The sequence below is a fragment of the Clostridium sp. BJN0001 genome, assembly GCF_022869825.1.
Classification (GTDB): Bacteria; Bacillota; Clostridia; order Clostridiales; family Clostridiaceae; genus Clostridium.
In genome coordinates this window covers 1352934-1366483 of the sequence record NZ_CP094971.1, presented here as the reverse complement: position 1 = coordinate 1366483, position 13550 = coordinate 1352934, and the positions used below count along the sequence as shown (strand labels likewise).

12 protein-coding genes are annotated in these 13550 nt (G+C 26.8%); 2 read left to right on the top strand and 10 right to left on the bottom strand.

Annotated elements, in window-relative coordinates; all coding sequences use genetic code 11:
• Positions 1 to 12: 12 nt before the first annotated feature.
• Positions 13 to 1002, bottom strand: coding sequence for a tyrosine recombinase XerC (locus MTX53_RS06530; RefSeq protein ID WP_244832913.1), 990 nt, complete (start codon positions 1000 to 1002; stop codon positions 13 to 15).
• A gap of 302 nt (positions 1003 to 1304) precedes the next feature.
• Between MTX53_RS06530 and ybaK the strand changes: the two genes are divergently transcribed.
• A complete protein-coding gene (gene ybaK, locus MTX53_RS06525) occupies positions 1305 to 1784 on the top strand; it encodes a Cys-tRNA(Pro) deacylase (RefSeq protein ID WP_244832912.1) in 480 nt (159 codons plus the stop codon).
• A gap of 78 nt (positions 1785 to 1862) precedes the next feature.
• On the opposite strand, the gene miaB is transcribed toward ybaK, so the two are convergent.
• The 7 genes from miaB to MTX53_RS06490 all read right to left on the bottom strand — a co-directional run bounded on the left by miaB (position 1863) and on the right by MTX53_RS06490 (position 9944).
• A complete protein-coding gene (miaB, locus tag MTX53_RS06520) occupies positions 1863 to 3233 on the bottom strand; it encodes a tRNA (N6-isopentenyl adenosine(37)-C2)-methylthiotransferase MiaB (protein WP_244832911.1) in 1371 nt (456 codons plus the stop codon).
• Between the two features lie 64 nt (positions 3234 to 3297).
• Entirely contained in the window at positions 3298 to 3870 is a 573-nt protein-coding gene (locus MTX53_RS06515) for a uracil-DNA glycosylase (RefSeq protein ID WP_244832910.1), read from the bottom strand.
• Positions 3871 to 3960: 90 nt separating this feature from the next.
• A complete protein-coding gene (gene trpD / locus MTX53_RS06510; RefSeq protein ID WP_244832909.1) occupies positions 3961 to 4968 on the bottom strand; it encodes an anthranilate phosphoribosyltransferase in 1008 nt (335 codons plus the stop codon).
• 96 nt (positions 4969 to 5064) lie between these two features.
• Positions 5065 to 5922, bottom strand: a complete 858-nt coding sequence (locus tag MTX53_RS06505; RefSeq protein WP_244832908.1) for a GNAT family N-acetyltransferase — start codon at positions 5920 to 5922, stop codon at positions 5065 to 5067.
• Between the two features lie 94 nt (positions 5923 to 6016).
• The gene (locus tag MTX53_RS06500) at positions 6017 to 7954 is read right to left on the bottom strand and encodes a bifunctional 4-hydroxy-3-methylbut-2-enyl diphosphate reductase/30S ribosomal protein S1 (RefSeq protein WP_244835473.1); all 1938 of its coding nucleotides are present in this window, start codon (positions 7952 to 7954) and stop codon (positions 6017 to 6019) included.
• 34 nt (positions 7955 to 7988) lie between these two features.
• Positions 7989 to 8648, bottom strand: a complete 660-nt coding sequence (gene cmk / locus MTX53_RS06495) for a (d)CMP kinase (protein WP_244832907.1) — start codon at positions 8646 to 8648, stop codon at positions 7989 to 7991.
• A gap of 78 nt (positions 8649 to 8726) precedes the next feature.
• Positions 8727 to 9944: an NAD(P)/FAD-dependent oxidoreductase gene (locus MTX53_RS06490; RefSeq protein ID WP_244832906.1), complete on the bottom strand. Its 1218-nt coding sequence runs from the start codon at positions 9942 to 9944 to the stop codon at positions 8727 to 8729.
• A gap of 123 nt (positions 9945 to 10067) precedes the next feature.
• Between MTX53_RS06490 and MTX53_RS06485 the strand changes: the two genes are divergently transcribed.
• On the top strand, positions 10068 to 10754 hold the full coding sequence (locus MTX53_RS06485) for a hypothetical protein (protein ID WP_244832905.1): 687 nt from the start codon (positions 10068 to 10070) through the stop codon (positions 10752 to 10754).
• Between the two features lie 68 nt (positions 10755 to 10822).
• Here the strand turns inward: MTX53_RS06485 and MTX53_RS06480 are convergent, their stop codons facing one another.
• A complete protein-coding gene (locus MTX53_RS06480) occupies positions 10823 to 12877 on the bottom strand; it encodes an amylo-alpha-1,6-glucosidase (protein WP_244832904.1) in 2055 nt (684 codons plus the stop codon).
• 120 nt (positions 12878 to 12997) lie between these two features.
• Positions 12998 to 13543: a histidine phosphatase family protein gene (locus tag MTX53_RS06475; RefSeq protein WP_244832903.1), complete on the bottom strand. Its 546-nt coding sequence runs from the start codon at positions 13541 to 13543 to the stop codon at positions 12998 to 13000.
• Between the last annotated feature and the right edge of the window lie 7 nt (positions 13544 to 13550).

Genomic DNA, 13550 nt, shown 5'->3' with positions numbered 1-13550 from the left:
TCCCTTTCAGATTTATAAATCTGAAAGGGGATTTTTATTTGCAGCTTCTCTTAACTCATCTTCATCAACATGCGTATAAATCTGAGTAGTTGAAATACTAGCATGTCCCAAAATTGCTTGAAGGCTTCTGATGTCAACTTTCCCGTATTTATACATAAGTGTAGCAGCAGTATGTCTTAATTTATGGGGAGTGTATTTATCTCCAGTTATTCCTGCGTTATTTAAATGTTTTTTTGTTAAAATCTCAACAGTTCTTTTATTTATAGGTCTGTGCATGTTAGACAAAAATAAATATTTTTTATTTTCAGCAAGAGCTTTCGTATCATCTCTAACTTTTAAATAATTATCAATACTTTTTAAGCAAGCGTTATTTAAATAGACAGTTCTTTCTTTATCACCTTTACCTATAATAGTTAGTGTATCATTTTTTATTTTATCAAGTTTAATACTACAGAGCTCTGAAATTCTCATTCCACAATTTAGAAATAGAGTTAGTATGCAGTAATCTCTAAAATAATTCTTATCTTTTTTATCAAGAGAATCTAAAAGTCTTTTGCTTTCTTCAAGAGTTAGATAAACAGGGTGCCTTTTGGAAATTTTTGGCGTTTCAAGTTCATCTGCGGGATTTTCAGAAATTACCTTAATTTTCTTGCTTAAATAATTAAAAAAGGATTTTAAAGTAGCAACTTTTCTAGCTCTGGCATAAGTTCCGTTATCTCTATATTTTTCAACAAATGATAAAAACGCATAAAAATCCTGAAGCCTGATTCTTTTTATAAATTGCTCATCAATATCTTTTATATTTATTTCTTCAAATTCAATTGAATCATCTTTTACATATCCTTTATATAATTTCATAAATCTGAAGAACACAACAAGATCATCTTTATAACCATCAATTGTATTTGAAGATTTACTTCGAATTGTTTGAAGATAATTTAGAAAATCAACAAGAATCATTGGAAGCTTGTCATCGTTTATGATTTTTATATTAAATTTCATGTTTAACCACCTTTAAGTATATATTATATAAAAATTATAGCACTTTTGAAAAAAACGGGCAATAATTTCGCTAAATTATTATTTAGCGAAATTATTATTACGTTTTTTATTTAAATTTATGCTTATTTATGTTTAAATTTAAGTCTTTTAAAACTCGTTTTTTAGAAATATTTGAAATTTAGAATTATATAAAACATAGATTTGTACATTTAGATCAATTTAAAAATATTTTTCTACTTAAAATAGAATTTGTCTTTTTGCAGTCTAATTGTTATAATAAGTTCGTAAAGGAGGTTTTAAATTTGTCAAAGGAAGCAAAAACTAATGCAATGAGATTTTTAGATAGAAATAAAATTTCATATACGACTCATACATATGATTGTTCAGATGGAAAAATTGATGGACTTGCAGTTGCTGAAAAGCTCAATCAAGATAAAGAAAAAGTTTTTAAAACTCTTGTTACAGAAGGACATTCTAAAAACTATTTTGTTTATGTAGTTCCAGTTGCTGAAGAATTAGATTTAAAGAAATGCGCAAAAGCTGCAAATGAAAAATCTGTAGAAATGATACATGTTAAAGATATCAATAAAATTACTGGATATATTCGAGGTGGATGTTCACCGCTTGGAATGAAGAAACTTTTTAAAACTTTTATTCATGAAACTGCATTAAATTTTGATACTATAATTTTTAGCGGCGGAAGATGTGGATCACAGATAGAAATGAATCCAAAAGATTTAGAAAATTTAATAAGCTGTACATTTACAAACATTATAAAATAAAACAAAAAGTCTATTTTATAAATAGCACTCTCTCCTATTTATTTGAGGGTGAATTTATAAAATAGACTTTATATTTATTTATTCTACTACTTCTCCATCTAATGAAAATGACTTAGCTTTTGTTATTTTTACATTTACTAACTTGCCTATCATTTCTTTACATCCGGCAAAGTTTACAAGTTTTCCATTTCTTGTTCTTCCTGAAAGCTTATTTTCATCATGCTTACTTAAGCCTTCAACTAAAACTTCGTATACTTTTCCTTCTGTTTTTTTATTAGCTGCAATAATATTTTTATTTACAGTTTCAACTAATCTATTAAATCTTTTATGCTTAATATCTTCAGGAATCTGATTCTCCATTTTATCTGCTGGAGTATAATTTCTTCTTGAATAGATAAATGTAAATGCAGCATCGTATTTTACTGTATCTACAAGATCTAATGTTTCCTGAAAATCTTCCTCAGTTTCTCCAGGAAATCCTACTATTATATCTGTAGAGATTGTAACATCAGGTATTTTCTCTCTAATAGTTTTAGCAAGTTTTAAATACTGCTCTTTTGTATATATTCTATTCATAGCTTTTAAGATTCTGCTGCTTCCACTTTGTACTGGAAGATGTACCTGTTCGCAAAGTTTATCGCAATCTTTTATAGCATCTATTACATCTATAGTTAAATCCTTAGGATGTGATGTCATAAATCTGATTCTTTCAATTCCGTCAATTTCATTGATTTTTCTTAAAAGTTTTGCAAATGTAATATCTTCATCAAGACCTTTACCGTAAGAATTTACATTTTGACCAAGAAGAGTTATTTCTTTATATCCTTTACTTACAAGATCTTTAATTTCATTTACTATATCTTCAGATTTTCTGCTTCTTTCTCTTCCTCTTACATAAGGAACTATACAATATGTACAAAAATTATTACAGCCATACATTATTGTTACAAATGCTTTAACATCACTTTTTCGATCTATAGGAACTCCTTCAACTATGTCCCCTTCTTTATCTAATACTTCTTTTATTTGAATTCCTTCAGACTGTACTCTATAAAGGTATTCTGGGAATTTATATGTATTATGTGTTCCAAATATTATATCTACAAAAGGAAAAGTATCTAAAACTTTATCTGCCATCCCTTTTTGCTGCATCATACAGCCACATACTGCAATTATTAAGTCTGGATTTTCTTTTTTACGTTTTTTTAATATTCCAAGATTTCCAAAAACTTTATTTTCTGCATTTTCTCTTACACAACATGTATTAAAAATTATAATTGAAGCTTTATCTTCTTCAAAAGTTCTTGTATATCCCATTTCTTTTAATACACCAGATATTTTTTCTGAATCTTCTTCATTCATCTGACAGCCATATGTTAAAATAAAGAAAAGCTTTTTATTATTATCTTTATAATTATATTTATCTAAATTTTCTATACTAAAATTCATTCTAATCCTCCAAATAGTTTTATCTATTGTATTATAACAAATTTAGTACATAAAATAAAGAGCGTTAAATTTTGTGATTTGTGATCTCTAAAACTTTCTTTCTAATTTCTTTAAAATCATCTAAAGCTAATTGCATATTGCTTGGATTTCTAAGAAGTGCTGAGGGATGAAATGTTGCGGTAAAGTATGTGTTGCATTTTACGGTCCATGTTCCATGCTCTCTAGTTATTGCAAAATTTGGCTTTATAATTTTTTGAGCAGCTATTCTTCCAAGGCATACAACTATTTTAGGACGAAGTATTTTGTATTGTTCTCTTAAATAATTTATGCATATTTCTTGTTCGTCAGGCTTTGGATCTCTATTTTTAGGTGGACGACATTTTAATATATTTGTTATGTATATGTCTTTTTCTCTATTTATTCCAACAGAATCAAATAGTTTATCTAAAAGCTTTCCACTTCTCCCCACAAAAGGTTTACCTGTTTCATCTTCTGTTTGACCAGGTGCTTCACCTATAAACATAATTCTTGAATTTAATCCTCCATCACCTGGGACAGTGTTTATACGACTTTTACATAGTTCACATTTTTCACATTTATTTATTTCATTTACTATATCTTCTATAGCTTTACTCATATTGTATCATCACCTTATATTTAAATATATATTTCTAAATAAAAAAGCTGAGCATACTATTATGTAACGCTCAACCCCAAAGTATCAACTTTATCTATTACTAAATTCTATAAGTTCATTAAGCTTTTTTAAAGCCTTTTCAGAGTCAATAGTATCTATTGCCATCTTAATACCATCTTCTATTGAATCAACTTTTTGACCTGCATATAAAGCAGCACCAGCATTTAATAAAACTATATCTCTTTTAGGACCTTTTTCGCCACTTAATATTTTTTTAGTTATTTCAGCATTAATTTTGCTATCTCCACCTTTTAATTCTGAAATATCACACTTTTTAAAACCAAAGTCCTCAGGAGATATTTTATATGTTTTTATTTCACCATTTCTTAAATCTGCAATATTAGTATCTGAAGATAATGATATCTCATCCATTCCATCATCTGCATTAACGATTAAAGCAGATTCTACTTTTAATTTTTTTAAAGTCTTGGCAAAAATATCTACAAGTTTTTTATTATATACACCTATAAGCTGATATTTAGCACCTGATGGATTTGAAAGAGGTCCTAAAATATTAAAAACCGAACGAATTCCAATATCTTTTCTAACTTTTCCTACATATTTCATAGATTCATTAAAAATAGGTGCAAACATAAATCCGATATCTATTGTATTTACAGACTCTTCTACATCATGAACATTATTCATTATATTTACTCCAAGAGACTCTAATACATCTGCAGCTCCACTTTTACTTGAAACTGAACGATTACCATGCTTTGCTACTGCAAGTCCTGATGCAGCAACAACTATTGCAGAAGTTGTTGAAATATTAAATGTTGAAATTCCATCTCCACCAGTACCAACAAAATCAATAAATTTTTCTACTGAAGGTTTTATATGTAATGCCTTGTTTCTGATAGATTTAGAACATCCAACTATTTCATCAATAGTTTCGCCTTTCATTTTTAATGCTGTTAGAAACGAACCAATTTGTCCTTCCGTTGCTTTGCCGGATAACATAATATCAATAGCTTCTTCAGCTTCATCCATAGTCAAATCTTGACCGTTTGATAGTTTCTTAATTAACTCTTTCATATTTTTATAGCCCCCCAAAAATATTTAGATAAGATTAATTATCTATATAGAAATATTAACGCATGTAAAAATCAAAGTCAATAATTTATATATTAATCATAAGTTAGAATAAGACCATTTTGAAATTCCATTAATTTTTGAAAACCCTGCACATTTATATAATTTAATAGCTGGAATATTACTATCTTCTACTCTGATATTTAAGTTATCTATAGAATTTATAAAACAGTAGTTTATTAAAAAATCTATAAATTTTTTCCCATAACCAGATTTTCTATATTCTTTTATTATTCCAAAATTCACAATAGTATGAACACCATGCGATAATATAATCTGTCCATAACCAATATGCTTATGATTAGAAACAATAAAAAAAGAAAGTCCGTCTATATAATAAGAAGAGTTTTCTTCTTCTAATATATCATCTACAGATATCGGAACTCTACCTTTTTTATCAAATATTTTATTCTGTATAATGCATCTTTTTTCTTCATCTTGACCTTTTATTAATTTAACAAACTCAATTTTATCATTTTTAGTTTCTCTTGGATTTGTTTTTATGCTCATAAGAATAGAAGAATTTATTTTTGAAAATTCTAAATGAGACATAATAAGGTCATTTTTTTTACTATCGATGCACTCATAATTTAATATATTAAATTTTAAAGACCTAAGGAGTTTTGAATTGATTAAATTAATATAATTTTCATTTATATCTATGCCATAAATGTTGTAACATCCTGATTTTGAACTAAATGAAAGCCATATATATCCTATAAAACTTTTACTTAATTTTATTAATTTTACTTGTTTTCTAAGTAAAAATTTATATATAAATGATTCTTCATTATATACATCAAAAAAATCTCCATCTAAATCATAGCAATTCTGATTTTCATTAAATATACGTCTTAGAAATCTAATATTAAATAGTGTTACTTTTTCAAGATTCATATTATAAATCCCCTATATTAAATTAAAAATATAGCACAAAGTAAATTTTAAAAATCTACTTTGTGCAAATTAATTTCTATAATAATAAATGTTATTATTCAACATCCTTAATGCTTAAGCTGATTCTCTTCTTTTCTTCATCAACGCTTAAGATCTTACATTTAACTTCTTGACCAACTGATAATACTTCTGATGGATGACCGATTCTGTTATGAGAAATCTTTGATATATGAACTAATCCATCTACACCTGGTTCAAGTTCAACAAAAGCACCAAAATCATTTAATCTTACTACTTTACCAAGAACAATTGAATCTACAGGATATTTATCATTTACCTTATCCCAAGGCTTTGGCATAAGTTCTTTTAAACTTAAAGATAACTTTCTTGCATCTTTATCAAGTCCAATAATCTTTACTTCTATATCTTGATCTTTCTTTAAGATATCTTCAGCACTGTTTATGTGATTCCATGAAATCTGAGAAAGATGTAATAATCCATCAACTCCATTAACTTCAATGAAAGCACCAAAGTTTGTAAATCTTACAACTTTACCTTTTACTACATCGCCAACATTAAATGATTCCCAAACTTTTTCTGCTTTTTTATTTTCTTCAGCTTCAACTAAAACTCTTCTTGATGCAACTACTTTTGTTGGGTGCTTTAAAGAAAAATCGATTAATTTTACTTCTAAAGTTTTTCCAACATATGGAGTCTTATCTTTAACAAATCTTGCATCTATCTGAGAAGCTGGAATAAATACTCTTGCTCCCTTATAATCTGCAACTAAGCCCTTTTCTCTAGCTTCTGTAACGTTAACTGCAAAAGTTTTTTCTTCATCAAATAAAGTCTTAAGTTCATCTAAAGCAAATCCTTTTTCATATTCAACTTTTGATAAAACTACATATCCATCATTATTTTGTAATCTTATAACTTTTGCTTTTATTTTATCTCCGGGATTTAAGCTTTCTGCATATTTTCTTGAATCAGATTTAATTGTAAGTTCCTTATAAGGAATAATTCCATCTATGCCATAACCATTAATTTTTATGATTACTCCATCATTATCCTTTGAAATCACCTCGTCTTCAATTACTGTACCAATGGAAATCTTCTTATCGATTTTTTCCATTAATGCTAACTGATCCTCTGAAGCATTTGCGTTTTCCTGTGTATTATTTTCTGTGTTCATTTTATCTAGTACCTCCCTAATAATCCAATCTGGTGTAGATGCACCAGCTGTTATTCCTATATTTTTATAATTTTTATTAATAAAATCCATCGTTAATTCTTTTGAATTTTCAATATGGATTGTATTTTTACAATTTCTTTTAGATATTTCATACAATTTTGTAGTATTAGAACTATTTTTCCCACCAATTACAATCATAGCATCAACTTTTTTTGAAACTTTATCAGCACTTTTTTGTCTTACTTTTGTAGAAGCACATATAGTATTAAATGCAATCAGTTCTTTAGTTAATATTGAAATATTTTTAACTGCGTTTTGATAATCTTCAATTTTAAGTGTTGTCTGAGAAACTAAACATACTTTAGGCTTAATTCCTCTTTTTTCATTTTCTGAAAATTCACCATTTATTGTGATTATTGCATTGTTATAACACCATCCATTAATTCCTATAACTTCAGGATGATTTTTATTACCTAATATTATAATTTGATATCCTTCATCAGCATATTTTCTCACTTTTTTTTGAATGTTAGATACAAAAGGACATGTTAAATTATAAATTTTCAATTTCGCATTTTTTAAAGAGTTTAAAATATCTTCTGAAATGCCATGTGAGCGTATTATTATTACATTTAATTCTGGAAGTTTTAGAGCATCTTCAAGCTCTAGTGCATAAATATTGTTTTTCTCTAAATATTTAACTACATCATTATTATGTATTAAAGGTCCTAAAGTATAGATTTTTCTATTTTCTTTTTTTTGTATTTTAACAGCTTCATCTACAGCTCTAGAAACTCCAAAACAAAATCCTGCATTTTCAGCTAATATTATGTTCACAATTATTTCTCCTCATTTAAATATATAATCAAAAATATTAATTATTCATTTTATTTTTGATTATTTCTGATATTTTAGACACAACACCATTAATATCAAGATTTGTACTATCTATTAAAATTGCATCATCTGCTTTTTTTAAAGGATCTTCTTTTCTTGTTGTATCTAATAAATCTCTCTTTTTTATATCATTTAAGATTTTATCATATGAACATTCTATATCTCTATTCTGTAATTCATTATATCTTCTTTTTGCTCTTTCTTCTGGCGTTGCAGTAAGAAAAAACTTAAATTCAGCATCTTTTAAAACTACAGTTCCTATATCTCTTCCGTCCATAATAACATTATAATCTTCACTTATATCTCTTTGCATTTTTACTAACATCTTACGTACTTCTTTTATTGAAGCATATGAAGAAACTATTTTACTTATTTCTGGCATAGTAATCTCTTTTTGAACATTTACGCCATTTAGTATAATATCGTCATTTTCAAAATGCATTTTTAAATCTTTAATCATATGTACTAAAGAATCTACCATATCTGGTTTTATATCATGTTCTTTAGCTTTTAATGCTACTGCTCTATACATAGCACCAGTATTAATATACATAAGATTAAATTTTTTGCCAACCATTTTGGCAATTGTACTTTTACCTGCACCAGCAGGGCCATCTATTGCAACTTTTAATTTCAAAACTAATCCTCATTTCTTAATGTTTCCTTATATAATTATATATTTTTTTTTACTTTCAAACAAGATAATATTTTAGTTTTATATATTATTACCAGCAATAAAACCAGTTGAAAATGCAATCTGAACGTTATAACCTCCAGTAAAAGCATCTACATCAATAAGTTCACCTGCAAAGGAAAGATTATTTATAATTTTTGATTTCATAGTTGAAGGATCAATTTCCATGCAGTCTATTCCTCCTGCTGTAACTATTCCCTCTTCTATAGGTCTTAATCCCCTTATTTTAAAAGTAAAATCTTTAATTACATTACATAGATTTCTTCTTTCTGATCTAGTTATCTCATTAACTTTTTTATCATATGGTATTTTTGATAGTTCAATTACTTCTTTTATTATTTTTTGAGGTAAAAGATCATCAAGTGAATTTTTAAAGTCTTTATTTATATATTTTTTAAAATCCTTCTGTATTCTTAAGTCTAGCGCTTTTTCATCAAGTGCTGGTTTTAAATCTATATGAAGTTCATATTCTTTATTTTTATCTATAAATCTGCTTCCACTTAAAATAAGAGGTCCTGACACTCCAAAGTGTGTAAATAACATCTCTCCGAAATCTTTATATACTGATTTTTTACCACTTTCTTTTATAGTTATCTCAACATTTCTAAGTGATAATCCCATAAGCTTAGAACCGTCATAGTTTTTAAGTTCTATAGGCACAAGAGATGGTCTTAATGTTGTTATATTATGACCAAGATTTTTTAAAAGTTTATGACACATTCCATCTGAACCAGTTGAAGGATATGTACATCCACCAGTTGCAAATATAAAATAATCGCCTTTAAGTATATCTTTACTATTTATTTTAAGTGCAGAAATAGTTTCCTTATCATGTATTATATCCGTTACTTTTGAATTTAAAAGGATTTTTACATTTTTTTCTTTTAATTCATTTTGTAATCCTTTTATTATATCAGATGATTTATCTGATTTTGGAAAGACTCTATCTCCTCTTTCAATCTTTAAATGAATACCTCTTTTTTCAAAAAAATCTATTGTATTTTGATTAGTGTACGTATATAGTGCACTATATAAAAAATCATTATTATGTGGTATGTAATCAAAAAATTCGGAAATATCTTTAGCATTTGTAACATTACATCTACCTTTACCTGTTATATAAAGTTTTTTTCCAACTTTTTCATTTCCATCAACAATTGTAACATTATGTTTCTTTGACGCTTCAATTGCTGCCATCATACCTGCAGGACCTGCTCCTACAATAATTACGTTACTCAAAAATTTATCAGCTCCTAAAAATATAGATTTAAGTTAAGTATACCATAATATAGACAAAGATATAATATTTATAGTAATATTTTTATTGTTATATAATTTAAAATAAAAAGGGAGTGATATGTTTTGAGAAAAAAAGATCATGAAATATTTCTTATTGGAATTAGTCTTGTAATAATTTCATTATTTCTACATTATGTGCACTATTTAATTTTTAAAGATGCACATCATACACTTATATTTTTAACTTCAGATATTGCATTTATACCTCTTGATGTATTTTTTACATCTATAATTTTAGATAAACTTATAGAAAAGAGAGAAAAAAAGCATATTATAGAAAGTAATACTAAATTAATAGGGGTTTTCTTTGCCGAAGTCGGTAATTCATTAATATCTCTTTTTAATAAATATAATAAAGAATCTATAAAAAGTTCCAGCTGCTCCCTATCTTTAGATGATGAATTTAAAAGTATAAAACAATATATAGAAATCTGCGAGTTTAAAATTACTCTTAAAAGTGAATTAATAAATAAACTTTATGATATGCTCGATGAAAATAAATATCTTCTATTAATTTTAAGCAGTAGCTCTAATGTTATTTTAGATGAATCTTTTTTGGAAATGATTATAACTTTTCTTCATTTACAGGGTGAAATAAGAGATGCAGATAAATTAGATAATTTGCAGCGTGATATTGACTCATCTTATAAAAAACTATGCTTAGAGTGGGTAAAATATATGGAAGGTATTAAGGAGAGGGATAAAGATATATTTACTAAAAAGTTTAATGCAAATCCATTTATAAATTAAACAGATAATTAAGATAAAATGAGACTAGCTTAAATTATATTAAACTGGTCTCATTTTTATTTAAAGTTTTAAGATAAATCTTTTTTGTTTTTTAATACAAGAGCATATGCACGTAATACTTCAGCTATGCTCCATGCCTGAGAATAGCAACCTCTGCCTGTTGATGAAAAGCTTCCATCGAATATTTCAGCAATTCCGTTTATGCATCCATCTTTCATATGTTCTTCAAAAAGATGACACATGTCATATGCTTTATCTACAGAATCTTTAGAATAATTATTTACTTTTAAATAAGAATCTATAAATGGTCCAAAAAGATATCCCCATGTAGTTCCCATATGATATGCTGTATCTCTATTTATAAGCTTCCCTATATACATATCTCTAAATCTTTTATCAAAGCATGAAAGACTTTTTAATCCATATGTAGAATATAAATGCTTATAACATATAGACACAATAGATCTTTCTTTATCTTTATCAAGCATTGTAAATGGAAGTGAAACTGCAAATAACTGGTTTGGTCTTATGCTAGGATCATTTTTATCTACAACATCATATAGACATTTTAAATCGTCATTCCAGAATTTTTTATTAAATGATTCTTTAACTTTTTCAGAAAGAAGTTTATATTTTTCACTTTCTTCTTTATTTTCAAACTTTAATGATAAAATTTCCATAATTTTAAGTGCGTTATACCATAGGGCATTTATTTCAACTGGTTTACCATGTCTTGGTGTTACTACAAGATCTCCAACTCTTACATCCATCCATGTTATTTGATCAAGATCAGAACCAGCAGAAATTAGGAAATCTTTATCATCCATCTTTATTGAAAAGTCAGTACCATTTTTATATGCGTGAATAATTTCCTTAAGCTTATTATAAATTTTATCTTTAATAAATTTATAATCGTTATCACTATTTTGATAACATAAATATTTATATACAGCTTCAAAGTACCATAATGATGCATCTGCTGTATTATAACCAGGTTCTACATTGTTATCAGGAAATACATTAGGAACAAGTCCATCTTTTATATATTTAGCAAAGGATTCTAATATTTCTTTTGCATCATTAAATCTTTTTGTAACAAGTGTAAGTCCTTCAAAAGATATCATAGTATCTCTTCCCCAATCTGTAAACCAAGGAAAACCTGCGAGAACTGTTTTTAAATTTGTGCTTTTTCTTTTTACTATAAAGTGATCTGCTGCCTTTACAAGATTAGCTGCTAGATTATCATATTTAAGATCTGAATTGAGTGCAAGCTTTTCTGCTCTATCTTTATATGACTTAATAGCTTTAAATCCACTATCCTCTAAAGAAGAGGAATCTATAAAGTCTTCTGTTGAACATCTTAAAACAATTCTTTTCTTTTCAAATTGTTTAAGCTTAACATTTATTTCATATGGAGTATAGTGATTATCAACTCCTAAAAAACCAGTTCTATTATCTAGAATATAAAAATTATTTTCTTCAATTACATAGTTTGGTGTAGCCATTGTAACTTCTTTTAAGCTTCTATCGTAAAATTCACCACATGATGTTTGAAAATTAATAGATATATTCTTGTTTTTATCTGGTACTAATTTTATTTTGCCTTCTTTTTCATTAAGATTAATATGAAATTTTAAATCTGCTCTTTCAGTTACATCACCTGCAGGTCTAAAATTGAATAACGGTACCATTTTAAAGTTTGATTCTTCTAAACCGTTTTCTATTTCATAACATACATACGTTGTATTATGTCCATAATCCATTGTAATTGATTTTTTTATTGAAATATCATTAATTCTATAATAGAATTCTGGAATATCATCAAATACAAACTTTTCAAGATACTTTTGTCCATTTTTACTTTCGTTTATATATTGCTGACTTGTAAGATCATATGTTTTTCCATCAAATTCAATTTCCTCCTGAACTCTTGAAAGAACTAAATATCTCATAACTGGAGGATTAAAGGATGATATTAAATATCCATGAAAACTCATAGCATTTCCACCTATAGCTGTACCATCAGCATATCCACCTAAACCGTTTCCAATCATCCATGAAAGTTCATTACCTTGTTCTATTGTTTTCCAACATCCTCGTCCGAATGTATATTTATTTTCCATAATATACTCCTTATTCAAAAAATATAATTTATATATTTATTATAATTATTTATTATTACCTAAGCAAGAATATATTAAAAAAACAGGCTTTTATATACCTGTTTTTTTAATATAAAATTATTAATTTTGATAAAGATAGAGTGTTCCATTCTTAGGTGCTATTGTTATTTTGCCTTTAAAGCCTCTTTTTTTTAACTCTCTTTGAAGCGTAAACATAAAAAATCCATGTGTTACAACTAAAATATTATCTAAATGATCTTTTTTATTATTTTCAAGTAAAATATCAATAAATTCATTTGCTTTTTTTTTCGTTGTAGCTTTTGTTTCTGTTTGAGACTTTCCATTTAAATACCATGATGCTCTAGATAATACAGAGTGAAAATGATAGGGTATTCTTATCTTATGCTTATATACAGGATCTATAACTGTTTCACATATAAGAGGTGTTCTTATAATCTCTCCTTTAAATATGTCTTGTGCTGTTTTAATAGCTCTGCTTAAAGTAGAACAATAACATTTATCCCATTTTATTTTCTGAAGGTTCACATCATTTCTTGTAACTGTACTTTTATTATACGTATCCTCCCATAATTTTAAATCATCTGGTGTCATAAAAAAACGTTTATTACAATTTACTTTAAAATGTCTGACAATACCGATTCTCATAAAGTCC